Source organism: Inquilinus limosus, from assembly GCF_051487185.1.
GTDB lineage: Bacteria > Pseudomonadota > Alphaproteobacteria > DSM-16000 > Inquilinaceae > Inquilinus > Inquilinus limosus_F.
Genome location: NZ_JAHVDK010000021.1, coordinates 69,904 through 88,609, shown reverse-complemented (window position 1 = coordinate 88,609; position 18,706 = coordinate 69,904). Strand labels below are relative to the sequence as shown.

Here is an 18,706-nt window from a genome sequence, read left to right as displayed (position 1 = left end):
GATCGGCACCGCAGCCGTCCGGGGAAGCCCCTCAGAAGGTCTTCGCGACGGATTCCGCCCAGCTCTTCGCCTCGGCCCGGGCCTGGGTGTCGACCTCCGGCCCGAACAGGGTCTTCTCGACCGTGACAGCGGTGATGTCGGTGATGCCGATAAAGCGCAGCCACATCTCCATATAGGGCCGCTGGAAGTCGAAGCCGGCGGCGGGGGTGAAGGCCGAAGGGCCGTAGTCGAGCCCGCGGGCGTAGATCACCGCCGCCTTCCGGCCCTGCAGCAGGCCGGAGAAGCCCTGCTCGGTGAAGGAGAACAGCACGTCCTTCTGCGAGATCGCGTCGATCAGATGCTTCAGCCTGTAGGGGATGCCGAAGTTCCAAAGCGGCACGGCGAAGAGGAGCTTGTCGGCGGCGCGGAAGGGCTGCGCCAGCGCGCGGATCCGGCGCCATGCCGCCTCCTGCGCTTCGGTCAGCGGCGTGCCGCTGAGCCCGGCGTATTTCGCCTCCATCGCCGCGCCGTCGAATTCCGGCAGGTCGACGGCCCAGAGATCCAGCGTCTCGATCTCGTCGGCGGGATGGGTCTCCCGATAGGCGGCGAGGAAGGCGCGGGCGACCTCGATCGAGGCCGAGCGCTGCTTGCGGGGCGATGCTTCGACATAGAGCAGCCGTGCCATGGCGGTTCTCCTGCTGGGATGGAACCAGGCTAGCGGCTCGCCGTTCAGCGGATAAACGAATAGATTCCATGAGATTGATGGTGAACCGCGATATATTGCAGCCATGTTCGAAACCGAGCTGCTGCGCAGCTTCGTGGCGGTGGCGGAGCTGCAGGGCTTCACCCGCGCGGCGGAGCATCTCCACCTCACCCAGTCGACGGTGAGCGCCCAGATCCGGCGGCTGGAGGCCCAGGCCGGGCGGCCGCTGCTGCGGCGCAGCACCCGGTCGGTGGCGCTGACCGAGGCCGGCGAGACTCTGCTGGGCTATGCCCGCAGCATCCTGCGCCTGAACCAGGATGCGCGGGCCAGCCTGTCGGAATCCTCGCTGGCGGGCCGGATCCGGATCGGCGCGTCGGAGGATGTCGCCGGGTCCGGGCTGCCGGAGGTGCTGCGGCGCTTCGCGGCGCGCCACCCGGCCGTGCGGATCGAGGTCGAGGTCGGCATCGCCACATCGCTGTTCCAGGCGCTGGACGATCGGCGGCTCGACCTGATCCTGTGCAGCCGCTGCCGCGGCGACGGCCGCGGCTGGATTCTGTGGCGCGAGCCCCTGGCCTGGGCCGTCGCCGAGGATGCCGGCCCTATGCCCGACCCGATCCCCCTCGCCTTCTTCCCCGATCCCTGCCCGTATCGGGAAGCGGCGCTGGCGGCGCTTGCCGGGGCACGACGGCCCTGGCGGATCGCCTATGTCAGCCCCAGCGTGGCCGGCGTCCGCGCCGCGGCCCTGGCCGGGCTGGCCGCCACGCCGCTGCCGCTGAGCGCCGTCGGGCCGGGGCTGCGGGTGGCGGGGCCGGAGGACGGGCTGCCGCCGCTGCCGGAGGCGGAGTTCGTGGTCTGCACCGCGGCGGAGGACCCGTCGGAGCCGGCCCGGGCCCTGGCCGACACGCTGCGCCGGTCGGCCGGCCGGCTCGGACGGTGGGACGAGCTCAGCCCAGCTTGATCACGGCGACGCCGACGAGCAGCGCCGCCACCCCGGCCAGGCGCAGCGCCGAGACCGGGCGTCGCGGCAGGCGGAACCAGCCGTGCCGGTCGACGAAGACCGAGGCGACCTGCTGGCCGGCGACGGTCAGCCCGACCGCAGCGGCCGCGCCGATCACCGGGATCGCGGTGAACACGGTGGTGACGTAGGTGGCGCCGGCGACGCCGCCGAGCCAGCCCCACCACGGCATCGCCGCGATGCCGGTAAGACGCGGCCGGGGCTGGCGCGGCAGGGCCAGCGCCAGCAGCAGCACCGCCGCCATCGCCGCCGTCGCCACCAGGAAGCTGACGGCGCCGACGGCGAAGGGCGCGCCGAGGTCGCGGCGCAGCAGCGCGTTGACCGCGCCCTGCACCGGCAGCACCGCACCGCCGGCGAGGGCCAGCAGGATCCAGCCGGCCCGCGACAAGGCCGGCACCGCGGCGCCGCCCGACTGGCCGAGCACGATCGCCACCGCCCCGGCCAGCACCAGCGCCGTGCCGGCCAGGGCCGCCGGGGCGAATCCGGCCGCCGGCACGCCGAGCAGGCCGAAGCCGTCGAGCGCCAGCGAGGCCAGCATCTGGCCGGCGATGAACAGGCCGACGCTGACCACGGCGCCGAGCCGCGGGAACAAGAGGATGGTCGAGATCACATAGACGGCGCTGGCGACGCCGCCGGCGGCATGCCACCAGACCACGCCCGGCAGGGCGGCGAGCGCCGACAGCGTGCCGGTCACCAGCGCCGCCGCCAGCAAGAGGGCGGTGCCAACCGACAGTTGCAGCGTGGTGGCGGCGAAGGGGCTGCCGGTCGCCTTGGCGAGCTGGGCGTTGGCGCCGGCCTGGACCGCGAGCAGGCCGCCGGCCAAGAGCGCGATCGGGACGAACAGGGTTTCCATGGCGAATTCTCCGACCGAACGTTCGGTCAATCGCGACTGCCCAGGACGGGCACGCGCAGGCCGCGCTGCACGGCGGGCCGAGCGGCGATCGCTTCGTACCAGCGGCGCAGATTGGGGCTGGCCTCGAGGTTGAGGCCGATATGGACCAGCCCGGCATGGATCCAGGGCCAGCTCATGATGTCGGCGATGCCATAGGCTTCGCCCGCCAGATGGCTGCGCCGGCCGAGCGCGCCGTCGAGCACCCGGAACACCCGCGCCGCCTCCTTCTCGAAACGGCCGATGACGTAAGGGATCTTCTCGGAAGCGAAGATCTTGTAGTTCCAGAGCTGCCCCAGCGTCGGACCGAGATGGGCGGCCTGGAACAAGGTCCATTGCAGCGTCGTCAGCCGCTCCCCGGCATCGGCGGGCAGCAGCTTGCCGGAGCGCTCGGCGAGATAGGTCAGGATCGCGCCGCTCTCGAACGCGGTGCGGCCGCGGTCCGGGTCGGTGATCACCGGGATCTTGTTGTTCGGGTTCAGCGCCAGGAAGGCGGGGTCGTGCTGGTCGCCGCGCTCGATGTCGATGACATGGACCTCATAGGGCAGCCCGGTCTCCTCGAGCATGATCGAGGCCTTGTGCCCGTTCGGCGTCTGATAGGTGTAGAGCTGGATCGGGGTCATCTCTGTCTCTCCGGGAGGCGAGACCTCTTCGCCATCCCCCACCCCGTCATGGCGAGCCCCGAAGGGGCGTGGCCATCCAGCGGCACCGGCCTCTGGATCGCCACGTCGCTGCGCTCCTCGCGATGACGATGGGAGTGGGCACTCCGAAGAGGTCTCGAGGGCGGACCATCCGCCAACGACCGGAAGATGATCCGTGCGCTGATGCAGTTCGATCTGTAATATCGCAGGATCCGACTGCAGCAACGCACAGAGCTCCCCATGAACGAGCAGATCGACTGGGAGGACCTGCACACGGTGCTGGCGGTGGCCGAGGCCGGATCGCTGGCCGGGGCGGCGCGGCGGCTGGGCGTCAACCACACCACGGTGCTGCGCCGGATCGGCGGCTTCGAGCAGCGGCTGGGCCTGCGGCTGTTCGACCGGCTGCCCGGCGGCTACGCCCTGACCGCGGGCGGCGAGGAGCTGGTCGCGGCGGCCCGCGGCATGGCGGCGACGGTCGAGGCGCTGGAGCGCCGACTGGCCGGCCAGGACCTGCGCCTGGAAGGCACGCTGCGGGTGGCCACCGCCGATACGCTGATGGCCTCGGTCCTACCTTCGCTCCTGGCTCAGTTCCGCGAGTTGCATCCCGGCATCGTGCTGGAGGTCACGACGGCCAATCTGATGGCGAACCTGACCCGGCGTGACGCCGACGTCGCCATCCGGCCGGTGCTGGAACCGCCGGAGACGCTGGTCGGCCGCCGCGTCGCCGGCATCGCTTTCGCCGTCTACGCCGCGGCCAGCCACCCGGCGGCGAGGGCCGGGGCGGTCGATCCGGCGGCGCATGCCTGGGTGACGCCGGATGACAGCCTGGCCGGCACCGCTGTCGCCCGCTGGATGCGCCAGGCGCTGCCGGCCGCGGCCGTCGCGCTGCGCACGGATTCGCTGGTGGAGATGTGCCGTGCCGCGCGCGCCGGGATCGGCCTGGCCGCCCTGCCCTGCTATCTCGGCGACACCAGCGAGGGGCTGGTGCGGATCGCGACGCCGACCGTCCCCGAGAGTGCCGCGCTATGGGTGCTGACCCATGAGGATCTGCGCCGCACCGCCCGAGTCAGCGCCTTCACCGAATTCGCCGCCGCCGCCCTGACCCGGCAGCGCGACCTGCTGGAGGGGCGCCGGCCGGCCGTGGCAGAGTGATGCTGGTGAGGCCATGCACCTCATCGTCATCGCGAGCCCCGCAGGGGCGTGGCGATCCAGCGGCACCGCCCCCCTGGATCGCCACGTCGCTTCGCTCCTCGCGATGACGGTTTAGGATGGTCGGAATTGAGACAGGAGGCACTCCCATGGCCGTGAAGCGGATCGTCGCCAATATCGCGACCGACGACGTCGCCCGGGCGCAGGGCTTCTACGGTGGCCTGCTGGGGCTGAAACTGGCCATGGACATGGGCTGGATCCTGACCTTCACCTCCGACACCACGATGACGCCGCAGATCAGCGTGATGAGCGAGGGCGGCTCCGGCACCCCGGTGCCGGACCTGTCGATCGAGGTCGACGATGTCGACGCGATGCACCGCAAGGCGGTGGCGATGGGCCTGCCGATCGAGTACGGCCCGGCCGACGAGCCCTGGGGCGTGCGCCGCTTCTTTGTCCGCGATCCGTTCGGCCGGCTGGTCAATATCCTGACGCATTGACGCCGGCCGGACGTCAGTTGATCCAGACCGCGAAGCTGAGGAACTCGCCCTCGAAGGCCTCGGTCGCCTGCTCCCAGAACGACCGCTCGCTGACCGGGCCGTCCTCGAGATAGGGCACCATGTCGGTGCCGGTCAGCAGCAGCACGAGGTCGAAGGGCTGCGGCGATTCCAGCAGGCGGCGCAGGTTGAAGCCCTGGTCGAAGCGCCAATGCGGCAGCAGCTTGTCGCCGTTCAGGATCGCCTCGGATTCCTGCATCAGCGCCAGCCAGGACTCGATGCGCTCATCGGTGATGGTCATGCCGGGGGTCAGGCTGGCCTGCTTCGCGTTCGGCAGCCATTCGCGGTCGTCGTCGGCCTCGGCCCGGATCGACGCCCACATCTGCCGGCTGAGCCCGACCGCGGCCAGGAGATGCTCGCGCGCCCGCGGCAGCCGGTCCGGCTCCGCCACCGGCCAGTTCAGCAGATGGATCCAGGCGATGGCATCGGCGATCCGCCCGTCCTCCGGCCCCGTGATCATCCCCTGCGTGGGCAGGGACAGCGTCGCGGCCAACGGCGAATCCGGCCGCGGGAACAGAAGATGCGCGGCGGCATCGAAGCTGCGGTGCCAGTCGCGCGCCAGCAGGAATTCGGCGCCCGCCCGCAGCACATGGGTGTAGGCGCGCAGCCACAGCACGTCGCCGGTATCGAAGGCGATCACCAGCTTGCCGGCAGCGGCGGGGTCGCCCTGGCCGCCCAGCAGCACGGCGTTGTAGACCTCGTACAGCGTCGCCTGGCCCCGGCCGTTGCCGGCGAGATCGAGCTTCACCCGCCCCATGGCGACGGGCAGCTTCGCTGGCCGGTCACCCAGCGGCTGCAGCGTGCGGTCCACGGCGTCGAGGTCGTCCACCAGCGTCTGCAGGATGGCGCGGGCATCCTCGTAGCGGATCACCTCCGGATCCGGGTTCGGCGGCACCGGCATGGTCAGCAGCGGCACCGTCATCATCGGATCTTCCGGCGGCCGGAAGCCGTAGCGGTACAGCGACTGGCTGAAACGCTCCGTCGCCTTGGCCAGGCGGATCAGGCCGAGCCCGGCGATCGCCTCGGCATCATCCGGCCGCTTGGCAAGGATGCCGGCCAGGGCCTTCTCCCCTTCCGCGATCGAGCCGGCATAGAGATGCTTCTGCGTCAGCTCCACCGGTGTCGCCGCCGCGGCCGTGGCCGGCACGGCGAGGTGCAAGGCCAGGGCGGCAGCGGCCACACAGGCCAGCCCCTTCACTCGAATTGAGATGGCCATCCTATTGAAAAATGAATCAAATTCACTTCGATGGAAGGAAATCAAGCCAGTCGCCTTTCAATATTCACAGCAACCGAGCAGACGATCCCCCAACTTCATGTCGCAATTCAGGCGAGACCACAGGCGGAATGCGGCGCCAGTTCAGGAGCCGCTCTCGGCGTCCGGCGCCACCAGCGAGGTGCTGGTGTAGCCGAGGTCCTGGAGCTGGCGCGGGATGCCGTCGCGGACATGACCGCTGCCGGCCAGCACCACGACCAGCGGCGTACCGGCCGCCCGAGCTTCGGCGATGCGCGCGGCCATCGCCCGGTCCCACAGCAGCTGCACCTCGACGAAGCGGCGGAAGCGGCGGTTGAGGGCGTCGCCCTCCGCCGCCCGGCCATGGCCGGCGAAGGCGGCGGCGAGCATGCGGTTGTAGTCCGGCGACGGCGCCACCGGCCGGCCGAGATCGAGATCGGGCCAGGCCTGCAGCGCTGCCCAGCCGTCCTTGCCGACCGCACGGACCACCGCACGGTCGACATTCAGCGCGATCAGCGGGATGCGGTGCATCCGGGCGAAGGCGAAGATCGGGCGGTACAGCCCGAAATCGAAGCCCCAGGACCGGTCCCAGTCGGCCTCGCGCAGGAAGCCGGCCTCGTCGAGCGTGCCGGCGACCCAGGCGTCGAGCGCGGCCTGGCGGCTGCGCGGCACCATCTCCAGCCCGATGGCGAGCCCTGGCTCCTCCTCGTGCAGCGCGGCGATCCGCTGCAGCTGCCAGTGATGGTCGGTCACGCGGTCATGGGCCTCGCCGAGCAGCACCACGCCGCCGTCGGGCCGCGCCGGGGCGGGCGTCGCTGTGCAGGCCGTGGACCAGCCGAGCAGGCCCGCCAGCGCCAGGACCAGGATCCTCCCCCTCATATTCATTCTTCCGCTCCATCCGACACCGCACTCATGTGGCAGTCTTCGCCCCTGGCGGCAACCGCCTCGCCGCGTGCGGCGACCAGCGGGGTTGCGCAAATCCGCCCAAACCGCGAGCTATGACGCCGGTTTCGAGGTGACGGAGTCGCGATGACGGCAGGACAGGCAAGAGCATGACCGACATCGCGCAGACGGTCATCGAATTCGTCGGCCAGCACCCACACTGGGCGGGGATTCTGATCTTCCTGATCGCCCTCGCCGAATCGGTCGCGGTCGTCGGGCTGTTCATCCCCGGCTCGCCGATCCTCATCGGCGTCGGCGCCGTGGTCGGCCTCGGCCATCTGCCGCTGTGGCCGATGCTGCTCTGGGCCACGGCCGGGGCGATCCTCGGCGACGGCGCCTCCTACGAGCTCGGGAGGCGCTATCGCGGCACCATTCTCGGCGCCTGGCCGATGAACCGGTACCCGGGACTGGTCGCACGCGGTGAGGCCTTCTTCCGCCGGCACGGCGGCAAGAGCATCGCGCTCGGCCGCTTCCTGCCGATGCTGCGGCCGATGATCCCGATGGTGGCCGGCGCGCTGGGCCTGCGGCCGGGGCTGTTCTACGCCGTCAACATCGCCTCCGCGATCGTCTGGGCACCGGCGCATATCCTGGGCGGCGCGTTACTCGGCGCCTCGCTGGGCGCGCTCGGCGCGGTCAGCGGCCGGCTTGTGGCGATGCTGGCGGTGCTGGCCCTGACGCTGTGGCTGCTGGTGCTGCTGACCCGCTGGGTCTGGCGCCGGCTGGTGCCGCTGCTCGGCTGGGCGCAGCACGCCGTGCACCGCTGGGCCCTGGCCCATGGCGGCCGCCCTGCCCGCCTGCTGGCCCGGCTGGCCGACCCGGAGGAGCCGGACCTGCGCGCCATGGCGGCGCTGGGCGTCGTGGTGCTGGTCCTGGTCGCCGGCTTCGTCAACCTGCTGCGCCTGGTGGCCCAGGGCGGGATGGCCCGGGCCGACAGCGCGATCAGCACCCTCGTCCAAGGGTTGCGCACCCCCTGGGGCGATGCCGCCCTGACCATCGTGACCATGCTGGGCGACGGCCGCACCGTCGCAGCCCTGGTGGTCGCCGCGATCGGCTGGCTGCTGCTGCACCGGGCCTGGCACCGGGCCGGCGGCGTCGCCATCGCCGTTGCCGTCACCGCCGGCTTCGTGCCGCTGGTGAAGGGACGGCTGCAGATCGCCCGGCCGACCGATCTCTACAGCGGCGCCGACGCCTTCAGCTTCCCCAGTGGCCATGCCGCCTTTTCCGCCGTGCTGTTCGGTATCCTGGGCTGGCTGGTGGCCCGCGGCCTGCCCGGCCGCTGGCAACTGGTGCCGCTGACCGTCACCGCCGCGCTGATCGGGCTGATCTGCGCCTCGCGCGTTTACCTGGCGGCGCACTGGCCGTCCGATGTCGCGGCCGGGCTGCTGTTCGGCCTGGGCATGACCATCGCCTTCGCCATGGCTTTCCGCCGCGCCGATCCGGAGCGGATCCGGCCGCGCCGCTTCGCCGCGGCGCTGCTGCTGGCGCTGGTTGTCGCTGGCGGCGCCCATGTCGCCACCGGCTACCGCAAGGCCACGGCGATGTATGTCCCGCGCGAGATGGTCGTCGCCATCCCGGCGGCGGAGTGGCGGGCCGAGGGCTGGCGCCGGCTGCCGCAGCGCCGGATCGACCTGGAGGGCGAGGCCGAGCAGCCCTTCCGCCTGCAATGGGCCGGGCCGCCGGAGGCCCTGGCCGCCGCCCTCACGCCGTTCGGCTGGATCGAGCCGCCCGGCTGGACCGTCGCGACTGCCGTCCGGTTCCTCGACGATATGGCTGACGCCCGGACCCTACCGGTACCGCCGGTGCTGCAGGATGGGCGGATGCCGGTGCTGACCCTGATCCGGCCTGAGGCCGGCGGCGCCGGCCGCCAGGTGCTGCGACTCTGGCCCTCGGGCTTCGCGCTGGACGGCGGCGAGCCGATCCTGCTGGGCGCGCCCGGGGTCGAGATCATCCACCACCCGCTTGGCCTGGTCAGCGCCATCGACGCCGAGGACGAGGCGCCGCTGCCGGAGCTGTCCGAGCTGCGGTCGCTGCCGCAGGCGGCGGAACCGACGCCCGGGCTGGTCCTAGCGCAGCCCTGATCTGTCTGCGGCGGAGGGTAGCGGCAGCCATGCCTCCCCACCCCTGGACGGATGCTGCGGCGCACCGCATGATGCGGTCGCGATCCGTTCTCAAGGGTCGATTTCTTCAATCCAGGTGTAGCCATGAGCACGGCCCCGACGGACGAGCCGAAGACCCTGATCCTGACCGGCGCCAGCCGCGGCATCGGCCACGCCACGGTCAAGCGCTTCAGCGCCGCCGGCTGGCGGGTGATCACCGTCTCGCGCCAGGCCTTCTCCAAGGACTGCCCGTGGCATGCGGGGGAGGAGAACCACGTCCAGCTCGACCTCGCCGATCTGGACGGGATCGAGCAGGGCCTGTCCGCCCTGCGCATGCGGCTGCCGAACGGGCGGCTGGACGCGCTGGTCAACAATGCCGGCATCTCGCCGAAGCTGCCCGGCGGCAAGCGCATGGGCGTGCTGGACACCGACTACGCGACCTGGATGCACGTCTTCAACGTCAACCTGTTCGCGACCGCTCTTCTGGCCCGCGGGCTGTTCGAGCCGCTGCGGGCCGCGAAGGGGACGATCATCAACGTCACCTCGATCGCCGGCAGCCGCGTCCACCCCTTCGCCGGCCCGGCCTACGCCACCTCCAAGGCCGCGCTCGCGGCCCTGACCCGCGAGATGGCTCATGAGTTCGGGCCGCATGGCGTGCGGGTCAACGCGATCGCGCCGGGCGAGATCGACACCTCGATCCTGTCGCCGGGCACCGAGGCGATCATCGACAAGGAGATCCCGATGAAACGGCTGGGCCGGCCGGAGGAAGTCGCCGCGACGATCATGTTCCTCTGCACCGCCGGTTCGTCCTACATTACCGGCGCCGAGGTTCACATCAACGGCGGCCAGCATGTCTGAGCGTTAAGCCGCCGCCTCGGCGGAACGAAGAACAGGGAGTGCAGTCATGATCCGTTTCACCCGCCTCCTGCCCGCGGCAGTGCTGCTGGCGGCCGGCTTCGCCGCGCCCGCCATGGCCCGCGACCTGACCGTCGTGTCCTGGGGCGGCGCCTATCAGGACGCGCAGCGGGAGATCTATTTCGAACCGTTCAAGGCCACCGGCACCCCGATGCACGACGAGAGCTGGGACGGCGGCATCGGCGTGCTGCGCGCCAAGGTCGAGGGCGGCGATTCGAGCTGGGACGTGGTCCAGGTCGAGTCCGAGGAGCTGGCGTTGGGCTGCGAGGAGGGACTGTTCGAGCCGCTGAACTGGGACGCGATCGGCGGCCGCGACGCCTATCTGCCGGCGGCGGTGAGCGACTGCGGTGTCGGCACCATCGTCTACAACAACGTCCTGGCCTATGACGGCGCCAAGTTCAAGGACGGGCCGAAGAGCTGGGCGGATTTCTGGGACGTGCAGAAGTTCCCCGGCAAGCGGGCGATGCGCCAGGGACCGAAGATCAATCTCGAGATCGCGCTGATGGCCGACGGCGTCGCCCCGGCCGATGTCTACAAGGTGCTGGCGACGCCGGAGGGCGTGGACCGCGCCTTCCGCAAGCTGGACGAGCTGAAGCCGAACCTGATCTGGTGGACCGCCGGGGCGCAGCCGCCGCAGATGCTGGCCTCGGGCGAGGTGGCGATGACCACCGCCTACAACGGCCGCATCGCCGCCGCCAATGTCGCCGACAAGAAGGACTTCCGGGTCGTCTGGAACGGCAGCCTGTTCACCATCGACAGCTGGGTGATCCTGAAGGGCTCGCCCAATGTCGACGCCGCCACCAAGTTCCTGGCCTTCGTCGGCAAGCCGGAGAACCAGGCCAAGCTGCCGACCAAGATCGCCTATGGCGTGACCAACAAGGCGGCGACCGCGATGATCCCAGCGGAATACCTGCCCGGCCTGCCGACCAACCCGGAGAACATGTCCCAGGCGATTGAGCTGAACGCCGAGTTCTGGCTGGAGAACATCGACAGCCTGACCGAGCGCTTCAACACCTGGGCGGCGAAGTAACAGGGATGTCCTTGGAGCCTCGGGCCAGCCGCTCCTTCTACTCTCCCCCTCCCCTTGCGGGAGGGGGTAGGGGGAGGGGGTTCGGGCCGCAGGAGCACTCGGTCCTGTCAGGCCTGCTCCCTTCGATCGACAGCCCCCTCCCCCCGCCCCCCTCCCGCAAGGGGAGGGGGAGGATGGAAGAGCGGTGAGCGCGACCGCCTTCGCCCAGGACGGCACCGCGATCCGCCGGTCGCTGCGGCGGGCCGGGAGGCGACGGCGGATCGAGGCCTGGCTGCTGCTGGCGCCGCTGGTCGCCTTCCTGCTGCTGGTCTTCGTGGCGCCGATCGCCGGCATGCTGTGGCGCGCCGTCGACGACCGCGACCTGGCCCCAATCATGCCGCGCACCGTCGCCGCCCTGGCCGGCTGGCAGGGCGACGGGCTGCCGGGCGAGGAGGCCTTCGCCGCGCTGGCCGCCGACCTGGCGCAGGCGCGGGCGGACAAGACCCTGCCGACCGCCGCCCGGCGCCTGAACTACGACCGCAACGGCTACCGCACGGTCGTGACCAACACCGCGCGCAAGCTGCCCGACGCGCCGAAGGGCAGCTGGCGCGAGACGCTCGCGGCCCTCGACCCGGCCTGGGGCCAGACGGACATCTGGGGCGCGATCGCCCGCGCCGCCGGGCCGACCACCGACTTCTACCTGCTGGCGGCGCTGGATTTGCGCCGCGACGCCGCCGGGGTAATCGTCCCCTCCCCGCCCGACGAGGCGATCTACCGCAGCGTGTTCCTGCGCACCTTCCTGGTCGCCCTCTCGGTCACCGCGCTGTGCCTGGTCATCGGCTTCCCGGTCGCCTATCTGCTGGCGACCCGGCCGCCGCGCATTGCCAACCTGCTGATGATCCTGGTGCTGCTGCCGTTCTGGACCTCGCTGCTGGTCCGCACCACCGCCTGGGTGGTGCTGCTGCAGACCAACGGCACCGTCAACGAGATCCTGACCGGGCTCGGCCTCACCTCCGAGCCGCTGCAACTGGTCTACAACCGGGTCGGCGTGCTGATCGCCATGACCCATGTGCTGCTGCCCTACATGATCCTGCCGCTGTACAGCGTCATGCGCGCGATCCCGCCGGCGCATCTGCGCGCCGCCTATTCGCTCGGCGCCCGGCCGGTCGGCGCCTTCCTGCGGGTCTATCTGCCGCAGACGCTGCCAGGGATCGGCGCCGGGGGCCTGCTCGTCTTCATCCTGGCGCTCGGCTACTACATCACACCGGCCCTGGTCGGCGGGCCGGCGGACCAGATGATCAGCTGGTTCATCGCCTTCTACACCACCAGCACGGTCAACTGGGGCATGGCCTCGGCGCTCGGCCTGCTGCTGCTGGTCGCCACCCTCGTCCTCTACGCGGTCTATGCTCGGCTGGTGGGCGCCGACCGCATGCGGCTGGGCTGACGCCATGGGACGGCTGTTCGAGAGCCTGGCCTTCTGGCGCGCCCTGCTGTGGCTGGCGGGGAGCGCGGCCCTGCTGTTCCTGATCGCGCCGATCCTGGCGATCATGCCGCTGTCCTTCAACGGCGGATCGTTCCTGGTCTATCCGCTGGACGGCGTGTCGCTGCGCTGGTTCGCCGAGTTCTTCAACTCGGAACGCTGGATGGGGGCGCTGGCCAACAGCCTGATCGTCGGCGGCGCCACCACGGTGCTGGCGACGGCGCTGGGCATCCCGGCGGCGCTGGGGCTGAACCACGCCCCCTTGCGCTTCCGCGGCCTGCTGACCGGCCTTCTCCTCTCGCCGATGATCGTGCCGGTGGTGATCGTGGCGGTCGGGCTGTACTTCGCCTTCGCCGCGGTCGGGCTGACCAACAGCTATGCCGGGCTGATCCTGGCGCATACCGCGCTGGCGGCGCCCTTCGTCGTCATCACCGTCGGCGCCACGCTGCAGGGGCTGGACCGCAACCTGCCGCGCGCGGCCTCGAGCCTCGGCGCCCGGCCGACGACCGTGTTCTTCCGGGTGACGCTGCCGCTGATCCTGCCCGGCGTCATCTCCGGCGCGCTCTTCGCCTTCGTCACCTCCTTCGACGAGGTGGTGGTGGCGCTGCTGCTGGCGGGGCCGGGCCAGCGCACCCTGCCGCGCGAGATGTTCAACGGCATCCGCGAGAGCATCACCCCCACCATCACCGCCGCAGCCAGCGTGCTGATCGTGGTCTCGACCCTGATGCTGGTCGCGATCGAGGCGCTGCGCCGCCGCGGCGAGAGGCTGCGGGCGAGGCGCTAGGCTTAGACGCGCCTCAATTCACCGGCCCATCGCCGCCAAGATCCTCCATCGCCGGCTCCGCGACCGTCTGGCCGGTGGCGCGGTTGATCAGCACCGTGACCACCCACAGCCCGACGCCGATGGCGAGCAGAACGCCGGCGATCGCATATTGCTCGGGGTTGCGCCCGGTCCAGGGCCCGACCAGGAAGGCGCAGGCCACGGCGCCGACCACCGGCAGGAAGGTCGGGGTGCGGAAATGCTGGTGGTCGACCCGGTCGCGGCGCAGCACCAGCACGGCGATGTTGACCACGGTGAAGACGCAGAGCAGCAGCAGCGCCGTGGTGCCGCCCAGAGCCGGGATGCCGCCGACGAAGCCGATCAGGCCGAAGGCCAGGAGCGTGGTGAAGCCGATGGCCACGGCAGGGGTGCGCCGCACCGGATGGACCCGGCCCAGCACCCCGGGCAGCACGCGCTCCCGGCTCATGCCGTAGACCAGGCGGCTGGCCATCAGCATGTTGATCAGCGCGGTGTTGGCCACCGCGAACATGGTGATGAAGCCGAAGATCTCGACCGGGAAGCTCGGGGCGCCGGCCTGCACCACCTTGAGCAGCGGCGTCTCGCCCTCGCCCAGCTGCTCCGGCGGCACCAGGGTGATCGCCGAGATCGACACCAGCGTGTAGATCACGGCGGTGATGCACAGCCCGACCAGCAGCACCTTCGGGAAGATCCGGCTGGGGTTGCGGCATTCCTCCGCCATGTTGACCGAATCCTCGAAGCCGACCATGGCGAAGAAGGCCAGCGTGGTGGCCGCGATCACCGACCAGATGGCGCCGCGCTCGGCGGGGGCGAACTGGGTGACGCGGGAGACGTCGCCCTGCCCCAGCCCGATCGCCCACAGCCCGATGACGATGATGATCAGGAGGCCGGTCAGCTCGACCGTGGTCAGCACGACATTGGCCTTCACGCTTTCGCCGACGCCGCGGAAGTTGATCGCCGCGACCGCGGCCATGAAGGCCAGGCCGATGGCGGTGACGCCCTGGGTCGACAGCCCGAGCTCGAAGGCGTTCGACAGGTTGGCGGCGAAGGCGCGCGAGGCGGTGGAGGCGGAGGTGATGCCCGAGCACATCACCGCGAAGGCGACGAGAAAGGTGATGAAATGAATGCCAAAGGCCTTGTGCGTGTACAGCGCCGCGCCGGCGGCGCGCGGGTACTTCGTCACCAGCTCCAGATAGCTGAACGCCGTGACCAGGGCGACGGCGAAGGCCACCAGGAAGGGCAGCCAGACCACGCCGCCGACCTGTTTCGCCACCTGCCCGGTCAGGGCGTAAATGCCGGTGCCGAGAATGTCGCCGACGATGAACAGCAGGAGCAGCCAGGGCCCCATCACCCGGCGCAGGCTCGGCTCGGCCGCGGCTTCGGCGCTTGCGGTGTGGGTGTTCTTGGCGATGTCGACCATCGACTCCCCCTTTCCGATCGCGAACGGTCCTGCATGAAACATCATTTCCCGCCGGATGTCGCCCCGGGAAGCCGCCCAGGCGGCGCGCCGCCCTCCCCCTCACCCTCCCACTCGCTGTCGCGAATGGGCCCCTCCCTCTCCCCGAGGAGAGGGGAATGGGAGCCGCTGTTCCTTCACCTCTCCTCGGGGAGAGGTCGAAATCGCGTCAGCGATTTCGGGTGAGGGGGCGGCTCCGGCCCATCCACTTGTCCCGGCACCTATAGGTGCAGCCAGCGGCGGTCAGTCCTCGAAGCCGGTCGATTCCGCCAAGCTGCGCCACTGCTCCAGCTCTTTGGCGACGAAGGCGTTCTTGGCCTCGATCCGCTCGACCGTGTCGCGGCCGAGCGGCAGGCGCACCGGCGGCGCCTCGGCCGCGACCATGGTGCGCAGCGCCTGGGCCAGCTTCTTCGGGTCGCCGGGCTGCTGGTAGTTGTGCCCGGCCGCGAACTCCCGCATCCGCCCCACCGTCTCGGCATAGTCCGCGATCTCGGCCTGGGTCCGGATCAGCGAGCTGCCGTCCAGGAAGTTGGTGCGGAAGAAGCCGGGCTCGACCACCGTGGCGTGGATGCCGAGCGGCGCCAGCTCCGCCGCCAGGGCCTCGGTCAGCCCCTCGACCGCGAATTTGGTCGCGCCGTAGACGCCCCAGCCCGGATAGGCCTGGTAGCCGCCGACCGAGGAGATGTTGAGGATGTGGCCCGAGCGCTGGCGGCGCAGCTGCGGCAGCACCGCGCGGGTGACGTTCAGCAGGCCGAAGACGTTGGTGCCGAACAGCCGCTCGACCTCCCCGGCATCCGCCTCCTCGACCGCGCCGAGCAGGCCGTAGCCGGCATTGTTGACCAGGACGTCGATGCGGCCGAAGCGCTCGACCGCGGCCTGCGCCGCCGCCTGGGCCTGCGCCTCGTCGGTGACGTCGAGCGTCAGCGGCAGCAGGTTCGGATGGTCGCCGAAGCGCTCGGCCACGGCCTTGGCGTCCCGCGCGGCCGCCGCGACGGCGTCGCCGCCGTCCAGCACCGCCTGGGTGATCTCCGCGCCGATGCCGCGCGACGCGCCGGTGATGAACCAGACCTTCATGATGCCCTCCTTCAGACTGCCGGCCCGCCCTCGGGCCGTTGCGTTTCCGAATTTAAGGGCTGGGCGATTGCACAATAATCCCATCAATATTCCATTGGTCATTGAGAAAAGGTCATCAATTCATGGCGCGGATCGACTTCCCCGGCCTCTCCGCCTTCGTCGCCGTGGCGACCCATCGCAGCTTCCGGCGCGCTGCGGCGGAGCTGGGCGTGTCGCCCTCGGCCGTCAGCCATCTGCTGCGCGACCTGGAGGAGCGGCTGGGCGTGCGCCTGCTGAACCGTACCACCCGCAGCGTCGCGCCGTCCGATGCGGGCGCGCGGCTGCTGCAGCGGCTGCAGCCGATGTTCCGCGACCTCGGCGACGCGCTGGAGGAGGTGAACCAATTCCGCGACCGGCCGGCCGGCACGCTGCGCATCAACGCGCCGCATCAGGGGGCCCGGCAGGTGCTGGCGCCGATCATGGCGCGCTTCGTGCGGACCTATCCGCAGATGCGGCTGGAGATCGTCAACGACGACGACTTGGTCGACATCGTCGCCGGCGGCTTCGACGCCGGGCTGCGCTTCGGCGAGAGCCTGGAGCAGGACATGATCGCCGTCCGCTTCGGACCGAGGCAGCGCTGGGCCGTGATCGCCGCGCCGGGCTATCTCGACGGACGGGGCCGGCCCCGCACCCCGCATGAGCTGAAGGGTCATGCCTGCATCCGCTACCGCTTCCACAGCGGCGCCTTTCTCCGCTGGGAGTTCGAGAAGGACGGCGAGGCGCTGGAGGTCGAGGTCGACGGGCCGCTGACGCTGGGCGACCAGGAGCTGATGCTGCGGGCCGCGCTGGACGGCGCCGGCATCGCCTGCGTGTTCGAGGCGGTCGCGGCGCCTGCCCTCGCCGACGGGCGGCTGGTCCGCCTACTGGAGGACTGGTGCCCGGACTTCCCGGGCTTCTTCCTCTACTACCCCAGCCGGCGGCAACTGCCGCTGGGCCTGCGCGCCTTCATCGACATTGCGCGCGAGGAATGGCCGGAGACATAGGCCTCGGAAAAAAGGCCCGGACAGAAGCCCGGGCCTGTTTCTGACTTGCCTGCAGGCGTGTCACGCCGCGGTGGCGCGCAGCATCCAGGCGGCCTTGTCGTGATAGGAGATGCGCTGGGTCAGCAGGTCGACGGTCGAGTCGTCGCCCGCCTTCTCGCCGACCGCCAGCGCCGCCTTGGCCTGGTCCGACAACAGCTCGTGGCTCTTGGCGAGGTCCTTGACCATGGCGATGCCGTCGATCCCCTCCTTGGGCGGCGACACCTTGGTCATCTTGGAGAAGGCCTCGAAGCTGCCGGGTGCGTGCTCGCCGAGGGCGCGGATCCGCTCGGCCACCTCGTCCACCGCCTCGAACAGCGCCTTGTACTGCTCCTCGAACATGCCGTGCAGCGAATGGAATTGCGGCCCTTCGACGTTCCAGTGGTAGTTCTGGGTCTTGATCTGGAGGGCGTAGGTATCGGCCAGCACCTGCTTCAGCGCGTCCACGACCGGCGTATTGGAGGCCTTGCTCATCACCCTTCTCCTCGTTTTGGGAGGCGATCCGTCCCGGCTCGGGGATCGGCGCCACGGATCATAGAATGAGGCCGGCCGCGGCAACTTCCAATCGATCCATCGGATCGCCCCCATCGACCCTGCTTATCGGAAAACGCAGGACAGCGGGCGCCATTCCTCAGGCCCAGTCGCGCCAGCGCGCGGCGATGCGGTTGCCGACCGACAGGCGCAGGTCCTGGATGCCGGTGTCGATCTCGCGGCTGGGATGCACCCGGTTGGTCAAGAGCGTCCAGGCGATGCCGCGGTCGAGATCGATCCACAGGCCGGTGCCGGTGAAGCCGAGATGGCCGATGGTGCGCGGCGCGCACAGGCTGCCGCCCCGCCAGCCGGGATGGCGCCGCTCCCACCCCAGCGCCCGGCCCGGCGTCTGCTGCGGCGCGCACAGCTCGACCATCGCCGCGGGGCTCAACAGACGGCCGCGCAGCAGCTCCAGCCCGAAATCGAGCACGCCGCGCACCGTGCCGAACAGCCCGGCATGGCCGGCGGCGCCGCCCAGCGACCAGGCGTTCTCGTCATGCACCTCGCCGCGCAGCAGGCGGTTGCGGACTGCGCACACCTCGGTCGCCGCGGACTGCGCCGGCGGCGGCGCGAAGGACAGGCCGGTGCCGACCGGCAGCTGCCCGAAGGCCACGCCGCGCCAGCGCTCGACCACGAAGCCGAGCAGCATGTAGTTGATGTCGGAATAGACCGGCTCGGCCTTCACCGGCCAGTGCTTGCGGATCACCGCGGTGCGGCGCTGTTCCGCCGGGCCGGGCCAGAGATAGATCCGCTCCTGCGCCGGCAGGCCGCTGGAGTGGTCGAGCAGCCGGCGCAGCGGGATCGCCCCGTGCAGCGGCGCCGCATCCGGCAGGTGCTTGGACAGCGGGTCGTCGAGGTCGAGCACCCCCTCCTCCACCAGCCGCAGGATCTCGGTCACCGTGACGATGACCTTGGTCAGGCTGGCGAGGTCGAACCAGGTGTCGCGCTGCAGCGCCTCCGGCTTCGGCAGGGTGGTGGCGACGCCGCCCCAGCGGATGGCGCGCTGGCCATCGGCGGTGGCGATGCCCAGCGCCGCACCCGGAATCCGGCCTTCCTCCAGGGCCAGGGCCACGGGAGCGAAAGCATGGTCGGCGAGGGTCTCGAGGCTCATGGACGCGGCTCGTCGGGACAGACGGCGCCGTTAGAGCACGGCCGCGGCGGACGCCGCAAGGCCAGGGCGGGTTG

18 protein-coding genes are annotated in these 18,706 nt (G+C 70.8%); 9 read left to right on the top strand and 9 right to left on the bottom strand.

Going from position 1 to position 18,706, the window contains the following annotated elements; all coding sequences use genetic code 11:
* Positions 1-31: 31 nt before the first annotated feature.
* On the bottom strand, positions 32-664 hold the full coding sequence (locus tag KXR53_RS22960; protein ID WP_437377601.1) for an FMN-dependent NADH-azoreductase: 633 nt from the start codon (positions 662-664) through the stop codon (positions 32-34).
* Between the two features lie 103 nt (positions 665-767).
* Between KXR53_RS22960 and KXR53_RS22955 the strand changes: the two genes are divergently transcribed.
* Positions 768-1,640, top strand: a complete 873-nt coding sequence (locus KXR53_RS22955; protein ID WP_437377600.1) for a LysR substrate-binding domain-containing protein — start codon at positions 768-770, stop codon at positions 1,638-1,640.
* On the opposite strand, the gene KXR53_RS22950 is transcribed toward KXR53_RS22955, so the two are convergent.
* Positions 1,627-2,550 (bottom strand): DMT family transporter, encoded by a 924-nt coding sequence (locus tag KXR53_RS22950; protein ID WP_437377599.1) that lies wholly within the window; start codon positions 2,548-2,550, stop codon positions 1,627-1,629. The genes KXR53_RS22955 and KXR53_RS22950 overlap by 14 nt on opposite strands.
* A gap of 26 nt (positions 2,551-2,576) precedes the next feature.
* Positions 2,577-3,209, bottom strand: a complete 633-nt coding sequence (locus KXR53_RS22945) for a glutathione S-transferase family protein (protein ID WP_437377598.1) — start codon at positions 3,207-3,209, stop codon at positions 2,577-2,579.
* Positions 3,210-3,467: 258 nt separating this feature from the next.
* On the opposite strand from KXR53_RS22945, the gene KXR53_RS22940 reads away from it, so the two are divergent.
* Together KXR53_RS22940 and KXR53_RS22935 are read left to right on the top strand one after the other, a co-directional pair.
* Positions 3,468-4,379 (top strand): LysR family transcriptional regulator, encoded by a 912-nt coding sequence (locus KXR53_RS22940; RefSeq protein ID WP_437377597.1) that lies wholly within the window; start codon positions 3,468-3,470, stop codon positions 4,377-4,379.
* 146 nt (positions 4,380-4,525) lie between these two features.
* On the top strand, positions 4,526-4,873 hold the full coding sequence (locus KXR53_RS22935) for a VOC family protein (protein WP_437377596.1): 348 nt from the start codon (positions 4,526-4,528) through the stop codon (positions 4,871-4,873).
* Positions 4,874-4,886: 13 nt separating this feature from the next.
* On the opposite strand, the gene KXR53_RS22930 is transcribed toward KXR53_RS22935, so the two are convergent.
* Positions 4,887-6,110 (bottom strand): hypothetical protein, encoded by a 1,224-nt coding sequence (locus KXR53_RS22930; protein WP_437377595.1) that lies wholly within the window; start codon positions 6,108-6,110, stop codon positions 4,887-4,889.
* 177 nt (positions 6,111-6,287) lie between these two features.
* Positions 6,288-7,040: a ChaN family lipoprotein gene (locus KXR53_RS22925; protein ID WP_437377594.1), complete on the bottom strand. Its 753-nt coding sequence runs from the start codon at positions 7,038-7,040 to the stop codon at positions 6,288-6,290.
* A 173-nt stretch (positions 7,041-7,213) separates the two neighbouring features.
* On the opposite strand from KXR53_RS22925, the gene KXR53_RS22920 reads away from it, so the two are divergent.
* From KXR53_RS22920 to KXR53_RS22900, 5 genes are all read left to right on the top strand, one after another.
* Entirely contained in the window at positions 7,214-9,181 is a 1,968-nt protein-coding gene (locus tag KXR53_RS22920; protein WP_437377593.1) for a VTT domain-containing protein, read from the top strand.
* Between the two features lie 123 nt (positions 9,182-9,304).
* Positions 9,305-10,057 carry an SDR family NAD(P)-dependent oxidoreductase gene (locus KXR53_RS22915; RefSeq protein WP_437377592.1) on the top strand — a complete coding sequence of 251 codons (753 nt, stop codon included), beginning with the start codon at positions 9,305-9,307 and terminating at the stop codon, positions 10,055-10,057.
* Positions 10,058-10,103: 46 nt separating this feature from the next.
* The gene (locus tag KXR53_RS22910) at positions 10,104-11,144 is read left to right on the top strand and encodes an ABC transporter substrate-binding protein (protein WP_437377591.1); all 1,041 of its coding nucleotides are present in this window, start codon (positions 10,104-10,106) and stop codon (positions 11,142-11,144) included.
* A gap of 184 nt (positions 11,145-11,328) precedes the next feature.
* Positions 11,329-12,567: an ABC transporter permease gene (locus KXR53_RS22905; protein ID WP_437377590.1), complete on the top strand. Its 1,239-nt coding sequence runs from the start codon at positions 11,329-11,331 to the stop codon at positions 12,565-12,567.
* Between the two features lie 4 nt (positions 12,568-12,571).
* Positions 12,572-13,387 carry an ABC transporter permease gene (locus tag KXR53_RS22900; RefSeq protein WP_437377589.1) on the top strand — a complete coding sequence of 272 codons (816 nt, stop codon included), beginning with the start codon at positions 12,572-12,574 and terminating at the stop codon, positions 13,385-13,387.
* A 13-nt stretch (positions 13,388-13,400) separates the two neighbouring features.
* On the opposite strand, the gene KXR53_RS22895 is transcribed toward KXR53_RS22900, so the two are convergent.
* The gene (locus tag KXR53_RS22895; protein WP_437377588.1) at positions 13,401-14,822 is read right to left on the bottom strand and encodes an APC family permease; all 1,422 of its coding nucleotides are present in this window, start codon (positions 14,820-14,822) and stop codon (positions 13,401-13,403) included.
* Between the two features lie 279 nt (positions 14,823-15,101).
* Positions 15,102-15,932, bottom strand: coding sequence for an oxidoreductase (locus KXR53_RS22890; protein WP_437377587.1), 831 nt, complete (start codon positions 15,930-15,932; stop codon positions 15,102-15,104).
* A 122-nt stretch (positions 15,933-16,054) separates the two neighbouring features.
* On the opposite strand from KXR53_RS22890, the gene KXR53_RS22885 reads away from it, so the two are divergent.
* Positions 16,055-16,954 (top strand): LysR substrate-binding domain-containing protein, encoded by a 900-nt coding sequence (locus KXR53_RS22885; RefSeq protein WP_437377586.1) that lies wholly within the window; start codon positions 16,055-16,057, stop codon positions 16,952-16,954.
* Between the two features lie 60 nt (positions 16,955-17,014).
* Here KXR53_RS22885 and KXR53_RS22880 read toward each other — a convergent pair whose 3' ends face one another.
* Both KXR53_RS22880 and KXR53_RS22875 read right to left on the bottom strand, forming a co-directional pair.
* Positions 17,015-17,464, bottom strand: a complete 450-nt coding sequence (locus KXR53_RS22880; RefSeq protein ID WP_437377585.1) for a Dps family protein — start codon at positions 17,462-17,464, stop codon at positions 17,015-17,017.
* Positions 17,465-17,621: 157 nt separating this feature from the next.
* Entirely contained in the window at positions 17,622-18,632 is a 1,011-nt protein-coding gene (locus KXR53_RS22875; RefSeq protein ID WP_437377584.1) for a serine hydrolase domain-containing protein, read from the bottom strand.
* Positions 18,633-18,706 lie beyond the last annotated feature (74 nt).

What these genes read in the sequence shown, in the direction of transcription:
- KXR53_RS22960 (WP_437377601.1), bottom strand. Translation starts at nt 664, where the DNA reads ATGGCACGGCTGCTCTATGTCGAAGCATCGCCCCGCAAGCAGCGCTCG.
- KXR53_RS22955 (WP_437377600.1), top strand. Translation starts at nt 768, where the DNA reads ATGTTCGAAACCGAGCTGCTGCGCAGCTTCGTGGCGGTGGCGGAGCTG.
- KXR53_RS22950 (WP_437377599.1), bottom strand. Translation starts at nt 2,550, where the DNA reads ATGGAAACCCTGTTCGTCCCGATCGCGCTCTTGGCCGGCGGCCTGCTC.
- KXR53_RS22945 (WP_437377598.1), bottom strand. Translation starts at nt 3,209, where the DNA reads ATGACCCCGATCCAGCTCTACACCTATCAGACGCCGAACGGGCACAAG.
- KXR53_RS22940 (WP_437377597.1), top strand. Translation starts at nt 3,468, where the DNA reads ATGAACGAGCAGATCGACTGGGAGGACCTGCACACGGTGCTGGCGGTG.
- KXR53_RS22935 (WP_437377596.1), top strand. Translation starts at nt 4,526, where the DNA reads ATGGCCGTGAAGCGGATCGTCGCCAATATCGCGACCGACGACGTCGCC.
- KXR53_RS22925 (WP_437377594.1), bottom strand. Translation starts at nt 7,040, where the DNA reads ATGAGGGGGAGGATCCTGGTCCTGGCGCTGGCGGGCCTGCTCGGCTGG.
- KXR53_RS22920 (WP_437377593.1), top strand. Translation starts at nt 7,214, where the DNA reads ATGACCGACATCGCGCAGACGGTCATCGAATTCGTCGGCCAGCACCCA.
- KXR53_RS22915 (WP_437377592.1), top strand. Translation starts at nt 9,305, where the DNA reads ATGAGCACGGCCCCGACGGACGAGCCGAAGACCCTGATCCTGACCGGC.
- KXR53_RS22910 (WP_437377591.1), top strand. Translation starts at nt 10,104, where the DNA reads ATGATCCGTTTCACCCGCCTCCTGCCCGCGGCAGTGCTGCTGGCGGCC.
- KXR53_RS22900 (WP_437377589.1), top strand. Translation starts at nt 12,572, where the DNA reads ATGGGACGGCTGTTCGAGAGCCTGGCCTTCTGGCGCGCCCTGCTGTGG.
- KXR53_RS22895 (WP_437377588.1), bottom strand. Translation starts at nt 14,822, where the DNA reads ATGGTCGACATCGCCAAGAACACCCACACCGCAAGCGCCGAAGCCGCG.
- KXR53_RS22890 (WP_437377587.1), bottom strand. Translation starts at nt 15,932, where the DNA reads ATGAAGGTCTGGTTCATCACCGGCGCGTCGCGCGGCATCGGCGCGGAG.
- KXR53_RS22885 (WP_437377586.1), top strand. Translation starts at nt 16,055, where the DNA reads ATGGCGCGGATCGACTTCCCCGGCCTCTCCGCCTTCGTCGCCGTGGCG.
- KXR53_RS22880 (WP_437377585.1), bottom strand. Translation starts at nt 17,464, where the DNA reads ATGAGCAAGGCCTCCAATACGCCGGTCGTGGACGCGCTGAAGCAGGTG.
- KXR53_RS22875 (WP_437377584.1), bottom strand. Translation starts at nt 18,632, where the DNA reads ATGAGCCTCGAGACCCTCGCCGACCATGCTTTCGCTCCCGTGGCCCTG.